This is a genomic window from Rhizobium sp. YAF28 (assembly GCF_052113285.1).
Classification (GTDB): domain Bacteria; phylum Pseudomonadota; class Alphaproteobacteria; order Rhizobiales; family Rhizobiaceae; genus Rhizobium.
In genome coordinates, this window is record NZ_JBFRCX010000007.1 from 321,536 (window position 1) to 336,367 (window position 14,832).

General features: G+C 60.3%; 13 protein-coding genes. 11 read left to right on the forward strand and 2 right to left on the reverse strand.

All coding sequences use genetic code 11. From position 1 onward, the window contains the following. Positions 1-20: 20 nt before the first annotated feature. A complete protein-coding gene (locus AB4Z13_RS18440; RefSeq protein ID WP_442206463.1) occupies positions 21-1,229 on the reverse strand; it encodes an HlyD family secretion protein in 1,209 nt (402 codons plus the stop codon). A 152-nt stretch (positions 1,230-1,381) separates the two neighbouring features. On the opposite strand from AB4Z13_RS18440, the gene AB4Z13_RS18445 reads away from it, so the two are divergent. The 5 genes from AB4Z13_RS18445 to lysS all read left to right on the forward strand — a co-directional run bounded on the left by AB4Z13_RS18445 (position 1,382) and on the right by lysS (position 7,190). Beyond that, positions 1,382-2,062: a TetR/AcrR family transcriptional regulator gene (locus tag AB4Z13_RS18445; protein WP_310383818.1), complete on the forward strand. Its 681-nt coding sequence runs from the start codon at positions 1,382-1,384 to the stop codon at positions 2,060-2,062. 105 nt (positions 2,063-2,167) lie between these two features. Beyond that, entirely contained in the window at positions 2,168-3,007 is an 840-nt protein-coding gene (locus AB4Z13_RS18450; RefSeq protein ID WP_442206464.1) for an AraC family transcriptional regulator, read from the forward strand. A 101-nt stretch (positions 3,008-3,108) separates the two neighbouring features. Continuing rightward, positions 3,109-3,858: a TerC family protein gene (locus AB4Z13_RS18455; protein WP_113321931.1), complete on the forward strand. Its 750-nt coding sequence runs from the start codon at positions 3,109-3,111 to the stop codon at positions 3,856-3,858. A gap of 358 nt (positions 3,859-4,216) precedes the next feature. Continuing rightward, positions 4,217-5,671, forward strand: coding sequence for a glutamate--tRNA ligase (gltX, locus tag AB4Z13_RS18460; RefSeq protein WP_442206465.1), 1,455 nt, complete (start codon positions 4,217-4,219; stop codon positions 5,669-5,671). Between the two features lie 22 nt (positions 5,672-5,693). Continuing rightward, positions 5,694-7,190: a lysine--tRNA ligase gene (gene lysS, locus AB4Z13_RS18465; protein ID WP_442206466.1), complete on the forward strand. Its 1,497-nt coding sequence runs from the start codon at positions 5,694-5,696 to the stop codon at positions 7,188-7,190. Between the two features lie 107 nt (positions 7,191-7,297). Here lysS and AB4Z13_RS18470 read toward each other — a convergent pair whose 3' ends face one another. After that, a complete protein-coding gene (locus AB4Z13_RS18470) occupies positions 7,298-8,008 on the reverse strand; it encodes a hypothetical protein (protein ID WP_442206491.1) in 711 nt (236 codons plus the stop codon). A 179-nt stretch (positions 8,009-8,187) separates the two neighbouring features. Between AB4Z13_RS18470 and AB4Z13_RS18475 the strand changes: the two genes are divergently transcribed. The 6 genes from AB4Z13_RS18475 to AB4Z13_RS18500 all read left to right on the forward strand — a co-directional run bounded on the left by AB4Z13_RS18475 (position 8,188) and on the right by AB4Z13_RS18500 (position 14,827). Further along, positions 8,188-9,096, forward strand: coding sequence for a LysR family transcriptional regulator (locus tag AB4Z13_RS18475; RefSeq protein ID WP_113321935.1), 909 nt, complete (start codon positions 8,188-8,190; stop codon positions 9,094-9,096). 120 nt (positions 9,097-9,216) lie between these two features. Continuing rightward, positions 9,217-10,374, forward strand: coding sequence for an ABC transporter substrate-binding protein (locus tag AB4Z13_RS18480; protein WP_442206467.1), 1,158 nt, complete (start codon positions 9,217-9,219; stop codon positions 10,372-10,374). A 213-nt stretch (positions 10,375-10,587) separates the two neighbouring features. Beyond that, positions 10,588-11,574 (forward strand): ABC transporter ATP-binding protein, encoded by a 987-nt coding sequence (locus tag AB4Z13_RS18485; RefSeq protein WP_442206468.1) that lies wholly within the window; start codon positions 10,588-10,590, stop codon positions 11,572-11,574. After that, positions 11,571-12,533, forward strand: coding sequence for an ABC transporter permease (locus AB4Z13_RS18490; RefSeq protein ID WP_442206469.1), 963 nt, complete (start codon positions 11,571-11,573; stop codon positions 12,531-12,533). Before AB4Z13_RS18485 ends, AB4Z13_RS18490 begins: the two co-directional genes overlap by 4 nt. Beyond that, positions 12,523-13,338, forward strand: coding sequence for an ABC transporter permease (locus AB4Z13_RS18495; RefSeq protein WP_442206470.1), 816 nt, complete (start codon positions 12,523-12,525; stop codon positions 13,336-13,338). The genes AB4Z13_RS18490 and AB4Z13_RS18495 overlap by 11 nt, the downstream gene beginning before the upstream one ends. A 61-nt stretch (positions 13,339-13,399) precedes the next feature. Continuing rightward, positions 13,400-14,827 (forward strand): gamma-aminobutyraldehyde dehydrogenase, encoded by a 1,428-nt coding sequence (locus AB4Z13_RS18500; protein WP_442206471.1) that lies wholly within the window; start codon positions 13,400-13,402, stop codon positions 14,825-14,827. The last annotated feature ends 5 nt before the right edge of the window (positions 14,828-14,832 follow it).

The window sequence follows — 14,832 nt, forward strand, 5'->3', positions numbered from 1 at the left end:
GATTACCTCCGCCCTGGCGCTTACTTCACCGGCGCCGTGCGGGTATCGACGTCGACGACGACGCTGAGACCGGCGCGCAGGCGGCCGCTATCAAGCGCATCCTGCGGCAAGGCGATGCGAACCGGCACGCGCTGGATGATCTTGGTGAAATTACCAGTCGCATTTTCCGGCGGTAGCATCGAGAAGACCGAGCCGGAGGCCGGCGCGATCGATTCAACGGTGCCGACAACAGGATAATCGCTATAGGCATCGACATGCACGTTCACCTTCGAGCCGGCAACGAGATGTTGGATCTGCGTTTCCTTGAAGTTGGCGTCGATATAGAGCTGGCGGGTCGGCACGAGCGCCATCAGCCGCTGGCCGGGCGAGACGAGATCGCCTTCCTGAACCGAACGGTTGCCGACGACGCCGTCATAGGGTGCCTTCAGCACCGTGAAGGAAAGGTCGCGGGCGGCCTTGTCGCGCTGGATTTCCAGCGTACGGACGGAACCCTCAGCTTCCTTGCGCTGGGCTTCGAGGATGGCAATATTGGCCTGGGCAGCAACGATATTGGCATCGCCGCCGGCAAGATTTGCCTTCGCCTGATCAAGAGCCGTATTCGCGTCATCGAGATCTGCGGTGGTGCCGACCGACTTCGCCTGCAGGTCGCTCTGACGCTTCTGCTTGATCTCCGCGCCGCGCACGGTGGCTTCGAGGGCAGTCTTCTGGGCCTGGGCTTGCACGAGGCTCGCCTTGGCGCCTTCGATCTGCGCATCGATGCGGCTGAGCGACAGCTGCTCGGTTTCGATCTGAGCGTTGGCCTGGTCGAGGGCGTTCTGGTAGTCGCCGTTATCAAGGGTAGCGAGAACGTCGCCTGCCTTGACTTCCTGGTTGGCGACAACATTCACCTTCGCGACATAGCCGGTGACCTTCGGCGATATCGTCGCGATATCGCCCTCGATGTATGCGTCGTCGGTCGACACCATGAAGCGGCCATTGGTCCACCAGTCGTAGCCATACCAGCCGGCACCGGCGAGAAAAGCGAGCACGATGACGGGCAGTACGAGGCTACGGCGCTTCTTCGGGGCAGACGGAGCCAGTGCGACAGCAGGCGCGGACTGCGCGGGAGCCGTCTGCGGTGCCTCGGCCTTCGGGGCTTCAACGGGAACTGCGGTTTCCGCTTTTGCCTCTTCGGCGTCGGCATTTTCGCTGACGATGCGCGCGACGTTGCTTTTCTGGTTTGTCGACATAGACAGGCTACCGATCTGGAGTAAAATAATCGAACTGAACGGTTCGGTTCAGTTGACATAAATGGTTTTTGACTTCATATCAAGATGCATAGAACCAATCGGTTCGATTTCTTTAAAAGAAAACACGAATTCGCCAAGACGGTTAAGGAGACATGACACTGAAGCCCGAGGAGACCGCCGTATTCAGCCCACCCGTTCCGGGAGGCCGCTTTGCTGCGGGTGAGGATCCCGCCAAGCGCCAGCAGATCCTTGATGGTGCCAGGCGCGTATTCCTGAAGATGGGCTTCGACGCGGCCAGCATGAATGACGTGACCCGCGAGGCCGGCGTTTCCAAAGGAACGCTTTATGTCTACTTCGCCAACAAGGAAGAACTCTTCCACGCCATGGTCGAGACCGAGCGCGCCGCCTTCGTCGCAGCCGTGCGCATGGTCCTTGCGGAGCACGACGATGTCGAGGCCGGCCTATACGAATTCGGGATAACCTTCGTCACCCATATGACCGAAGACAAGGTCATCGACGCCATGCGCACCGTGCTCGGTGTGCGTGAGCGCATGCCCCTTCTCTGTCAGCGCTTCTTCAAGGGGCCGCAGAACCTGCGCACCATCATGCACGACTTCCTGGAGCGGCATGTGCAAGCCGGCACCCTGAAGATCGACGATATCGATCTCGCCGCCGGCCAGTTTCTCGACCTTGCAAGCGGCAGCTTCTTCAAGCTGCGCCTCTTCGGCAACATGGAAGGCCCGCCGCCGCGCAACGAGATTGAGCGCGTCATCCGCGGCGCGATCTTTGTCTTCATGGCCGCCTATGGCGTGCGCAAACACGAGCCCGCCTGATCCCCATCCCGACCCTGATTGGTTTTCTGCCGGATTTGCGCAATAGCGATCAAATCCGGCCGCCGCATTTCATCTAGGAATGAAGCGGCAACCAGGGGAGAACAGATGAGCGCCATCGGACGGGCGATATGGTTCATCGAGAGCCATTTCGAAACCGATATAAGCCTCGATGAGATCGCAGAAGCCGCCGGATTGTCGCGCTACCATCTTTCGCGCGTCTTTGGTCTGGTAACCGGCCATTCGATCAGCGGCTATATCCGCGCACGGCGTCTGAGCGGCGCCGCGCTGTCTCTCATCTCAGGCTCATCCAGCATTCTCGAGGTTGCCCTCGACGCAGGCTACGGCTCGCACGAGGCTTTCACCCGTGCCTTCCGCGACCAATTCGGCATGACACCGGAAGCGGTGCGCCGACAGGGGCACATTCGCAATCTCGCTTTGATGGAGCCTATCAGGATGAAAACCGCAAGCCTTACCGATCTCGAACCGCCGCGTTTCGAAACCCTTCAGCCGATGCTTTTTGCCGGCCTGCAGGAAACCTACGCCTATGGCGGTAATGCCGCGATCCCCTCGCTCTGGCAGAAGTTCAACCAGCATTTCGGCCATATCCCCAACCAGAAGGGTAATGTCGCCTACGGGATCTGCACCCATATCGATGGAGAAGCAGAGAAATTCCGTTACATGGCGGCCGTCGAGGTATCCGATGCGGACGATCTGCCGGATGGCTTTGCCACACTGAAGCTGCCGGCGCAGCGCTACGCCGTCTTCTCTCACCGCGGTCATGTTTCCGGTATACCGGCCACGATGGACCTGATCTTCGGCAACTGGTGGCCGACTTCAGGCCTCGAACACGGCAGCATGCCCGACATGTTCGAACGCTACGATGAGCGCTTCGATCCCCACACGGGGATGGGCGGAACGGAAATCTGGCTGCCGGTCAAGGAATAAAAGCCTGACCGTTTTCGTATACCCCCTTGCGGCGCTTGCCCGGCAGGGCCGCAACGATACATTGTCCGCGTCCATATGCGACGCAAGGGGGAAATACGCCGATGCAGGATATCATGACGCTCATTCAGGACCCGGCTGCCTGGGTGGCGCTTGTCACGCTCGTGGTGATGGAAGTGGTTCTCGGGATCGACAACCTCATCTTCATCTCCATCCTCACCAACAAACTGCCGCCCGAGCATCGGGAAAGAGCCCGCAAGACCGGGATCGCTCTTGCTCTCGTCATGCGTCTTGCCCTGCTCGGCACCATCGCCTGGATCGTCCAGCTCACCGAACCTCTTTTCGAGCTTTTCGGCCACGGCTTCTCCTGGAAGGATCTCATTCTGATCGCCGGCGGTCTCTTCCTCGTCTGGAAGGCCACCAAGGAAATTCACCACAATGTCGATCCGGAGGATCAGCACGAGAATTTCATTGCAGGCGCAACAGGTACAAGCTTCGCCTCGGCGATCGGCCAGATCCTGCTGCTCGATCTCGTCTTCTCGGTGGACAGCATCATCACCGCCGTCGGCATGACCCCGCATCTGCCGATCATGATCATCGCCGTCATCGCTGCCGTCACGGTCATGCTCGTCGCCGCAACGCCGCTGGCCAATTTCATCGAGCGCAATCCGACGATCGTCATGCTGGCGCTCGCCTTCCTGCTGATGATCGGCACGACGCTGATTGCCGATGGCATGGGCTTCCACGTGCCGAAGGGCTACGTCTACGCCGCCATGGCCTTCTCGGCCCTCGTGGAGATGCTGAACATGCTGGCGAGGAACGCGCGCCGGCGAAAGCGTGAGGGCGGCCACTAAGGCGGTCCATCCATCTGAGACCCAATTCTCCGCCTTACTCGGTAAGGCGGAGGTTCCTCTGTGCATGGTGGCCGTGGTGAAAAGCACAGACATCGCCTGTTTCATGTCGTCGCCGGGCTTCACCTCGAAGAACAGATCATTCGAAACGGTCGCCCGGAGGGGCCGGAAGAGGCCCGCTGGAAGCGGTTTTTCTTGACGCGCCCTTTTGAATATGGCCTAAGCGCAGCCACACGGATAATCGGCGGATTATGCGGGCAGACGCCTTGCTCCAGCCGATTTCTGATAGATATCTGCATTCTCCAGGCCGGACGTCGCTTTCATTGAAAAGCCGCTCGGCATTCATTGACGGGCACATAAAATGACAGCTTCCGGCGTCCGCGTCCGCATCGCTCCCTCGCCGACCGGCGAGCCGCATGTCGGCACCGCTTACATCGCTCTCTTCAACTATCTCTTTGCCAAGAAGCACGGCGGCGAGTTCATCTTGCGCATCGAGGATACCGATGCGACGCGCTCGACCCCGGAATTCGAGACCAAAGTGCTGGATGCGCTGAGATGGTGCGGGCTGGAATGGAAGGAAGGCCCCGATATCGGCGGCCCCTACGGCCCCTATCGCCAGTCCGACCGCAAGGACATGTATCAGCCCTACGCCCAGGAACTGCTCGACAAGGGCCATGCCTTCCGCTGTTTTTGCACGCCTGAGCGGCTGGAGCAGATGCGCGAAAGCCAGCGCGCCGCCGGCAAGCCGCCGAAATATGATGGCCTCTGCCTGACGCTCAAGGCCGAGGAGGTCACCTCGCGCATGGCAGCCGGTGAAACCACCGTCATCCGCATGAAGATCCCGACCGAAGGCTCGTGCGACTTCACCGACGGCGTCTATGGCGATGTGTCGATCCCGTGGGATTCCGTCGACATGCAGGTGTTGATCAAGGCCGACGGCATGCCGACCTATCATATGGCAAACGTCATCGACGACCATCTGATGAAGATCACCCACGTCGCGCGTGGCGAAGAGTGGCTGGCATCCGTGCCAAAGCACATTCTGCTCTATCGCTATTTCGGCTGGGGCCAGCCAGTGTTCATGCATCTGTCGTTGATGCGCAACGCCGACAAGTCGAAGCTGTCGAAGCGCAAGAACCCGACCTCGATCTCCTATTATTCCGCGCTCGGCTACATCCCCGAAGCGCTGATGAACTTCCTCGGCCTGTTCTTCATCCAGATCTCCGAAGGCGAAGAGCTGCTGACGATGGACGAGCTGTCGGAAAAGTTCGATCCGGAGAACCTCTCCAAGGCCGGCGCGATCTTCGACATCCAGAAGCTCGACTGGCTGAACGGACGCTGGATCCGCGAAAAGCTGTCGGAAGAGGACTTCCGCGACCGCGTGCTCAACTGGGCGATGGAAAACGATCGCCTGATGGCAGGCCTGCGCCTGTCGCAGACGCGTATCTCGAAGCTCGGCGAACTGCCGGATCTTGCAGGCTTCCTCCTGAAGTCCGATCTCGGCCTGCAGCCGTCAGACTTCGCCAAGATCAAGTCGCCGCCGGAAGAGATCCTTGAGATCCTCAACACGGTTCAGCCGGATCTCGAAAAGATCCTGGAATGGAACGTCGAGACGATCGAAGCCGAACTGCGCGCCATCGCCGACCGCATGGGCAAGAAACTGAAGGTCGTGGTGGCCCCGCTCTTCGTCGCCGTTTCCGGCTCGTCGCGCTCGCTGCCGCTCTTCGATTCCATGGCGATCCTCGGCCGCTCGGTCGTTCGCCAGCGCCTCAAGCTCGCCTCGCAGGCCGTCGCCGCCCTCGTCGGCGCGAAGTAAGAACAGTCAGAGGATTTCGACAATGGCTGACAACAAGACCGAAAACACCCTTTCTTCCGACGCAACGGAAGTGCGCGCCCAGAAGCTGAAGCTGCTGCGCGAGCAGATCGGCGACGTCTATCCGGCGCATTTCCACCGCACGCTGACCAATGCCGAATTGGCCGCGAAATACGAGGGCCTGGAACCTGACGTCGAGACACAGGATGTCGTGACCGTCGCCGGCCGCGTTTACTCGTCGCGCAACTCCGGCATGTTCATGGACATCCACGACGCCGGCGGCAAGATCCAGATTTTCAGTCACAAGGACACGACCCCGGAAGAGGCTCGTGCCCTGCTGCCGATGATCGATATCGGCGATATCATCGGCGTGACAGGCGTCGTGCGCCGCACCAAACGCGGCGAGCTGACGATCAACGCCCAGAAGATCGAGATGCTGACGAAGTCGCTGCTGCCGATGCCCGAAAAGTGGCACGGCTTGTCCGACATCGAGCTGCGCTACCGTAAGCGCCACCTCGACATCATGACCAATGAGGAATCGAAGCTGCGCTTCCAGCAGCGTTCGAAGATCCTCTCCGGCATCCGCCGCTTCATGGAAAATGACGGCTTCATGGAAGTCGAAACGCCAATGCTGCATTCGGTCTACGGCGGCGCGACCGCCGAGCCGTTCAAGACGCATCACAACACGCTGAAGCTCGACATGTACCTGCGCATCGCGCCGGAACTGTTCCTGAAGCGCACGCTGGTCTCGGGCCTCACCGACAAAGTGTTCGAGATCAACCGCAACTTCCGCAATGAAGGCGTCTCCACCCGGCACAATCCGGAATTCACCATGATGGAGTGCTACTGGGCTTACGCCGATTACGAGGATATCATGGACCTCGTCGAGCGGCTGTTTGAGAGCCTGGCGCTTTCCATCCACGGGACAACGGAATTCCCCTTCGGCGACAAGACCATGTCCTTCAAGGGGCCGTTCAAGCGCGTCCCGATGCCTGATGCCGTCAAGGAAGCGACCGGTATCGACTTCCTGGCGATCAAGACCGACGAGGAAGCCCGCGCCGCAGCCAAGGCTGCCGGCTTCGAGGTCGAGAAGGATTGGACCTGGGGCGAATGCCTCGCCTTCATCTTCGAAGAGAGGGTCGAGCAGACGCTGATCCAGCCCTCGCACGTCACCCATTTCCCGAAGGACATCTCACCCTTCGCCAAGGAAGTGCCGGGCGAGCCGCGCCTCGTCGAACGTTTCGAGACCTATTGCAATGCCTGGGAACTCGGCAACGCCTTCTCCGAACTCAACGATCCGGAAGAGCAGCGCCGCCGCATGGTGGAGCAGCTCGAACAGGCCCATGCCCGCGGTGAGAAGGAAAAGCAGCTCGACGAAGAATTCCTCGATGCGATCGACCAGGGCATGCCGCCCGCAGGTGGTCTCGGTATCGGCGTCGACCGCCTGATCATGCTGCTGACCAACGCACCGTCGATCCGCGACGTCATTCTCTTCCCGGCTCGCCGTAACAAGGCCGACTGAATAACACGCTGTTTGAATGAAGAAACGGAGCGCCGGTAAGGACGCTCCGTTTTGCGATTCCTATTGATGATGGAAAACATAAGGCCTGCGGCCTGACGATTTTCGGGTTAGTGCCCGCTCTTGGCCGGCGGTGCCTCTGCGGAGGCGGCTTCTCCCGGAGCAGCGGCATCTTTGGCAGCCTGTTCTTCAGCAGACGGTTCCTCAGGCTCCTTGGCCTCCGGCTTGCTCTCTTTCTTGGTGGAAGCAACGGCAACCGGATCGATGCAATCGGCAGGATCCTTAAGGCTCGCATTCAGCGCCGCGATCCGATCGTCCGGCAATTCGATGCGCTCGCCATAAAAGAGGCCCTGCTCGCTCGCCTTGCCGTCATAATAACGGGCCGTATAGGGCTTGTCGTCGAGCCCTTCGACCATCTTGTCGGGATGCGCAATATAGACCACATCGGCACCGATCGCCCGGCCGCGAATATCCGAACGCAAGGTCGGACCATTCTCGTCGAGGACGACGACCTGCACGAGGTCGGGTTTCTGCGCTTCATAGACCGCCTGAGCGACACGCAACGCCGTCTTGATGCGCGTCATGCCGTCAACAGGTTCGGTCTTGATGTATTTGCGGACCCAGACGTGATCCTGCTTCTTGATCGTCACCAGATTGACGTCGGTGCAGGCCACGCCATCAGCGGATTCCTCATCACCGAGCAGCCTGTCTTTACCGACATAAACCGCAGCACCGCCGGAAACGCCCGCTAACAGGGCGCTACCACCGATGATCAAAGCCAATTTCCGGGAAGGCCGGAATATGCGCAGTAAGGCCTTCACGCCAACTGCTCCGCCATCTGAAAACTCCAACGCAATACAAGTGACTGTGAAGCTAGGGAAATGACGTTTCCGAATCTTTAAGTGGACCGTCCAACTTTGTCTCGAATTGAATAAATACCAAAAAAGGTCCAGCCATTCGCAAGCTTGCCAGATCACTCAAGCACATGCTCTAAAATGCCATGGCCTTCACGCTTCGCCAGATTCAATATTTCGTCGCCGTTGCCGAACAGGGTTCGGTCACGCGCGCCGCGCAGAACCTGTCGATCTCCCAATCCTCGATAACGGAGGCGCTGAAGGAACTGGAAAACGACCTTGGCGTCGTGCTGTTCGAGCGTCACCCGCGGGGGCTGTCAGTCACCCACAACGGCCATCAGTTCCTGCGGCACGCCACGAAAATCCTGGCAACCGTCTCCGACGCCCGCACCAGCTTTTCCGGCCAGGAGAACATACCCTCCGGCACGCTCAATATCGGCGTCACCTCGCTCGTTGCAGGCTATGTGCTCTCGGACCTGTTGGCACGCTATCGCCGCGCCTGTCCAGGTGTGGAGGTCAGCGCCATTGAGGACAATGGCAGTTACGTTGAGCATCTGCTGGTCGGCGGCGAGCTTGATGTCGCCGTCATGGTGATTTCAAATCTGCGTGATCGCATGGCTCTGCAGGCCGAAATTCTGGAAACCTCACCCTATCGCCTCTGGCTGCCGATGGGCCATCCTCTGGTTTCGGCAGATATCATCTCCATCGCCGATATCGCCCGCGAGCCTCTGATCATGCTGACAGTGGATGAAATCGAGGAGAATACCGGCAAGCTGCTGACCGCACTCGGCGCCCGCCCGCATGTCGCCTTCCGCACCCGCTCGGTTGAAGCGGTGCGCAGCCTGGTTGCGACCGGCGCCGGCGTCGCGCTGCTGCCCGATCTCGTCTACCGCCCCTGGTCGCTGGAAGGTGACCGCATAGAGAGCCGCGATGTTTCGGGCGCCCTGCCCGTCGTGCAGGTCGGCATGGTCTGGCGCAGGGGCTCCAGCCTGCCGCAGGCCGCACGCGATTTCGTGGCCATCGCCGAGAACATGCGATCGGGAAGATCCCGCTAGATATCGGAATTTCCGATATCGCCTTTCTGATAAATGAATTTGCGAAACCGGCCTTTCCGCGTCACCCTTTCTTCTGGGAACAAAACGCCGCAAAAGCGGCACCGAACCGGGAGACAGACGATGAATCTTCTGAAATCGTGCACTGCTGCGCTCGCGAGTCTGAGCTTCGCCACACAGGTTGTTGCTGCCGAACCCCTGAAGACACTGGGCAAGGGGGAAGGCGCCGTCAGCATCGTCGCCTGGGCCGGTTATATCGAGCGCGGCGAGACCGACAAGAATTACGACTGGGTCACCGACTTCGAGAAGGAAACCGGCTGCAAAGTTTCCGTCAAGACCGCCGCCACCTCGGATGAGATGGTGGCGCTGATGAACGAAGGCGGTTTCGACCTCGTCACCGCCTCAGGCGACGCCTCCCTCCGCCTCGTTGCCGGTAAACGCGTCCAGCCGATCAACACCGATCTCATCCCGAGCTTCAAGACTGTCGACGAGCGCCTGCAGAATGCGCCGTGGAATACGGTGAACGGCGTCCATTACGGGGTGCCCTATCTCTGGGGGCCGAACGTGCTGATGTATAATACCGACGCCTTCAAGGATAAGGCGCCGACGAGCTGGAACATCGTCTTCGACGAACAGAACCTGCCGGACGGCAAGTCCAACAAGGGCCGCGTGCAGGCCTATGACGGCCCGATCTACATCGCCGATGCCGCTCTGTATCTGATGGCGCACAAGCCCGATCTCGGCATCAAGGACCCCTATGAGCTCAACGAGGACCAGTACAAGGCCGCTCTCGACCTGCTGCGCGGCCAGCGCAAGATCGTCTCGCGCTACTGGCACGATGCGATGATCCAGGTCGACGACTTCAAGAACGAAGGTGTCGTCGCCTCCGGTTCCTGGCCGTTCCAGGTCAACCTGCTGCAGGCCGACAAACAGAAGATCGCCTCCACCTTCCCCGAGGAAGGCGTCACCGGCTGGGCCGATACGACTATGCTGCACGCCGACAGCGAACATCCGAACTGCGCCTATATGTGGATGGAACATTCGCTGAAGGCCAAGGTCCAGGGTGATGCTGCCGCCTGGTTCGGCGCCGTGCCATCCGTTCCGGCTGCCTGCAAGGGCAATGAACTGTTGACCGATGCAGGCTGCAATACCAACGGCTATGATCACTTCGACAAGATCAAGTTCTGGAAAACGCCGGTCGCCAAATGCGCAAGCGAGAGCGAATGCGTACCCTATCATCGCTGGGTATCGGATTATATCGGTGTGATCGGCGGGCGGTAACGCCAAGCCGGTTCACGTAAACAAAGTCCCCTCCCCAACCCCTCCCCACAAGGCGGAGGGACCAGAGTGGCGCCGCCGCATTCCTGCCGAAACGCCGAAAGGTTTGAGCGTGGGCGCGGCAGATTAAGCCCCTCCCCCTTGTGGGGAGGGGTTTGGGGCGGGGTCTTTTTGAAGATCAAAGCCTCTCTCAGATAATACAGCTCCGGAGCCCCCATGACGTCCGCCGTCCGTTTCCAGAAGGTCTCTCGCCATTTCGGCGCGGTGCGCGCCGTCGATGGCGTCGATCTCGAAATCGTACCCGGCGAGTTCTTCGCTATGCTCGGCCCGTCCGGTTCCGGCAAGACCACCTGCCTGCGGCTGGTTGCAGGCTTCGAACAGCCTACATCGGGACATATCGAAATCTTCGGCGAAACCGCCGAAGGCATCCCGCCCTATCGCCGAAACGTGAACACCGTCTTTCAGGATTACGCGCTCTTTCCGCATCTCGATATCCTCGACAACGTCGCCTACGGACTGATGGTCAAAGGCGTCGGCAAGGCGGAGCGGATCAAAGAGGCTGAAAAGACGCTGGAACTGGTGAAACTGCCGGGCTATGGCAGCCGCCGCCCCGGCCAGCTTTCCGGCGGCCAGCGGCAGCGCGTGGCGCTCGCCCGCGCACTCGTCAACAAGCCTCAGGTGCTCCTGCTCGATGAGCCCCTAGGCGCTCTGGATCTGAAGCTGCGCGAGCAGATGCAGGAAGAGCTGAAGAGCCTGCAGCGCGCCCTCGGCATCACCTTCATCTTCGTCACCCACGATCAGGGGGAGGCGCTCTCCATGGCTGACCGTGTTGCGGTCTTCAACAATGGCGGCATCGTCCAGCAGGGCACGCCGCAGGATATCTACCGCCGTCCGAAGACCCGCTTCGTCGCCGATTTCGTCGGCTCGTCGAATGTCATTTCCCCTGACGTCATGACGGCTCTTGGCGGCGAGAAGCGCTGGGCGAGCCTGCGTCCCGAGGCAATTCACCTCGCCGCTGACGGCGTCGAAGCCAGGGTCGAGAATGCCAGCTTCCTCGGCGCGGCGACCCGGCTTACCGTCGATATCAGGGGAACGTGCCTGCATGTCATGCTGCCGGCCGGCAGCGACATCCCCGATATCGGCACCGCCATCCGCCTCGTGTGGCAGCAGGGCGACGTGCATTACATGGATGATGCGGCATGACGGCTCTGGCGATGATCAAGGCGGAAACCTCGATCCTGCCGCGCCGCGGCGGTTTCTTCGGCGGCCTGTCGGATAGCTTCTGGCGTCACCCGAAACTCCTTCTGTTCCTGATGCTGACGCCGCCGCTGCTCTGGCTCGGCATCATCTATATCGGCTCGCTGATCGCGCTGCTGTTGCAGAGTTTCTTCTCGATCGATGATTTCTCGGGGATGGTGAACCACGAATTCACCCTCGATACCTATGCCCAGCTCCTGAACCCCGGCAATTTCGACATCATCGTCAGAACCGTCCTGATGGCGGCGCTGGTGACGGTGGCCTCCGCCGTCATCGCCTTCCCGATCGCCTATTACGCCGCCCGCTATGCGCAAGGAAAATGGAAGGCCTTGTTTTACCTTGGTGTCATGCTGCCGCTCTGGTCGAGCTATCTCGTCAAGATCTATGCCTGGAAGCTGATCCTCGCCAAGGAAGGCATCCTCACCTGGCTCTTCGACAAGCTCTATCTCTCCTGGCTGCTCGACGGCGTCCTCGCTTTGCCTGTTGTCGGCGGTAATTCGCTCTCCGTCAGCTATCTCGGCACTTTCATCGTCTTCGTCTATATCTGGCTGCCCTACATGATCCTGCCGACGCAGGCAGCACTCGAACGTGTGCCCGGCAATCTGATCGAAGCGTCCGCCGATCTCGGCGCCACCCCGCGCCAGACATTCCGCACTGTGCTTTTCCCGCTGGCGCTGCCCGGCATAGTCGCCGGTTCGATCTTCACTTTCTCACTGACGCTCGGCGACTACATCATCCCTCAGATCATCGGCTCTTCCCGCCTCTTCATCGGTCAGGCCGTCTATACGCAGCAGGGAACGGCCGGCAATGTACCGCTCGCCGCCGCCTTCTCCGTCGTACCCATCGTCATCATGGCGATCTATCTCTGGCTCGCCAAACGCATGGGGGCCTTCGATGCGCTCTGACCGCGGACAGAAATCACCCCTCGTCCTGAAGATCGCCGCGGCCGGCGGCCTGCTCTTCCTGCATCTGCCGATCCTGCTGATCTTCGTCTACGCCTTCACGACCGAGGAGAAGAGCTATCAGTGGCCGCCACCCGGCCTGACGCTGCAATGGTTCGGCATCGCCTGGAACCGGCCGGATGTCTGGTCGGCACTTGGCCTCTCCCTGCAGGTTGCCTGCATTGCAACGGCAATCGCGCTGGTCCTCGGTACGCTTTGCGCGGCCGCCGTCAGCCAGACGAAATTCTTCGGCCGCGAGGCGATCTCACTGCTCGTCATCCTGCCGATCGCCCTTCCCGGCATCATCACCGGCATCGCGCTGCGCTCCGCCTTCAGCCTGTTCGACATACCCTTCTCGGTTTGGACGATCGTGCTTGGCCATGCCACCTTCTGCGTGGTTGTCGTCTACAACAACGCCGTCGCCCGCTTCCGGCGCACGTCAGGCTCGCTGATCGAAGCCTCGATGGATCTCGGCGCCGACGGCTTCCAGACCTTCCGCCATGTCATCCTGCCGAATATCGGCACGGCGCTCCTGGCCGGCGGCATGCTCGCCTTCGCTCTGTCCTTCGACGAGGTCATCGTCACCACCTTCACCGGTGGCCAGCAATCCACCCTGCCGATCTGGATGCTCGAAGAGCTGATCCGCCCGCGCCAGCGCCCGGTCACCAATGTGGTCGCGATGGTCGTCGTGCTGGTCACCTTCCTGCCGATCCTGGCAGCCTATTACCTTACGCGCGACGGCGACCAGATCGCCGGCGCCGGCAAATAACCCGGAGTGGGACGCGGAGCCCCTTCCGCTCCCACTCGATCAACCACAAGGGAGAACGCCCATGGACACGCAAATGCTGATCGGTTCCCGCTTCGAGACCGGCACGGAAATGGAAGAGCACATCCTGAACCCGAAGACGGGTGAGACCGTGCTGAACCTTGCCGAAGCTTCGCTCGGCCAGATCGATGCCGCCGTGGATGCGGCGGAGAAGGCCTTTGTCGCCTGGTCGCAGACGACGCCATCCGAACGCTCCGCCTATCTATTGAAAATCGCCGATGCCATCGAAAAGGACGCGCAGGGCTTCGCCACGCTCGAGGCACTGAACTGTGGCAAGCCTATCAATGCCGTGCTGAATGACGAAATCCCGGCCATTGTCGATTGCTACCGCTTCTTTGCCGGTGCGGTGCGCAATCTGCACGGACCGGTCGCCGGCGAATATCTTCCCGGACACACCTCGATGATCCGCCGTGACCCTATCGGCATTGTCAGCTCGATTGCGCCGTGGAACTATCCATTGATGATGATGGCCTGGAAGCTGGCGCCCGCCATAGCCGGCGGCAATACCGTCGTCTTCAAGCCGTCTGAACAGACGCCGCTGACAGCGCTCAAGATGGCAAAGCTCCTTTCCGATATTCTCCCCGAGGGCGTGGTCAATGTCATCCTCGGCCGCGGCGAGAGTGTTGGCAACACGCTGATCAACCATCCGAAAATCAATATGGTGTCGATCACCGGCGACATCGCGACCGGCAAGAAAGTGCTGCAGGCTGCCGCCAAGACCGTCAAGCGCACCCATCTGGAACTTGGCGGCAAGGCGCCGGTCATTGTCTTCGACGACGCCGATATCGATACCGTGGTCGCCGGCATCCGCACCTTCGGTTACTACAATGCCGGTCAGGACTGCACTGCCGCCTGCCGCATCTATGCCGATGCGAAGGTTTACGACAATTTCGTCGCCGATCTGACCTCCGCTGTTTCCAGCATCCGCTTCAACCACGCCGATGACACCGACAACGAAATCGGCCCGCTGATTTCCAAGCGCCAGCGCGATCGTGTCGAAAGCTTCGTCACCCGTGCCTCCGAACACAAGCATATGGAAATCACCACCGGCGGCAAGGTCTCGGGCGACAAGGGCTTCTTCTTCGCGCCGACGGTTATTGCAGGCGCCACGCAGGAAGATGAAATCGTCCGCCGCGAAGTTTTCGGCCCCGTCGTCTCTGTTACCCGCTTCACCGATGTCGAGGATGCGGTGAACTGGGCAAACGACAGCGATTACGGCCTCGCCTCCTCCGTCTGGACCAAGGATGTCGGCCGCGGCATGAAGACTGCTGCTCGCCTGCAATATGGCTGTACCTGGATCAACACGCATTTCATGCTGGTCAATGAGATGCCGCACGGTGGCCTGAAACAATCAGGCTACGGCAAGGACATGTCTGTCTACGCCCTGGAAGACTATACGGCAGTTCGCCATGTGATGATCAATCACGGATAGTTGAA

Bases quoted from the DNA above. Each gene is read 5' to 3' on its own strand.
- AB4Z13_RS18490 (WP_442206469.1), top strand. From the start codon at position 11,571: ATGACGGCTCTGGCGATGATCAAGGCGGAAACCTCGATCCTGCCGCGC.
- AB4Z13_RS18495 (WP_442206470.1), top strand. From the start codon at position 12,523: ATGCGCTCTGACCGCGGACAGAAATCACCCCTCGTCCTGAAGATCGCC.
- AB4Z13_RS18455 (WP_113321931.1), top strand. From the start codon at position 3,109: ATGCAGGATATCATGACGCTCATTCAGGACCCGGCTGCCTGGGTGGCG.
- AB4Z13_RS18475 (WP_113321935.1), top strand. From the start codon at position 8,188: ATGGCCTTCACGCTTCGCCAGATTCAATATTTCGTCGCCGTTGCCGAA.
- AB4Z13_RS18445 (WP_310383818.1), top strand. From the start codon at position 1,382: ATGACACTGAAGCCCGAGGAGACCGCCGTATTCAGCCCACCCGTTCCG.
- AB4Z13_RS18485 (WP_442206468.1), top strand. From the start codon at position 10,588: ATGACGTCCGCCGTCCGTTTCCAGAAGGTCTCTCGCCATTTCGGCGCG.
- AB4Z13_RS18450 (WP_442206464.1), top strand. From the start codon at position 2,168: ATGAGCGCCATCGGACGGGCGATATGGTTCATCGAGAGCCATTTCGAA.
- lysS (WP_442206466.1), top strand. From the start codon at position 5,694: ATGGCTGACAACAAGACCGAAAACACCCTTTCTTCCGACGCAACGGAA.
- AB4Z13_RS18440 (WP_442206463.1), bottom strand. From the start codon at position 1,229: ATGTCGACAAACCAGAAAAGCAACGTCGCGCGCATCGTCAGCGAAAAT.
- AB4Z13_RS18480 (WP_442206467.1), top strand. From the start codon at position 9,217: ATGAATCTTCTGAAATCGTGCACTGCTGCGCTCGCGAGTCTGAGCTTC.
- gltX (WP_442206465.1), top strand. From the start codon at position 4,217: ATGACAGCTTCCGGCGTCCGCGTCCGCATCGCTCCCTCGCCGACCGGC.
- AB4Z13_RS18500 (WP_442206471.1), top strand. From the start codon at position 13,400: ATGGACACGCAAATGCTGATCGGTTCCCGCTTCGAGACCGGCACGGAA.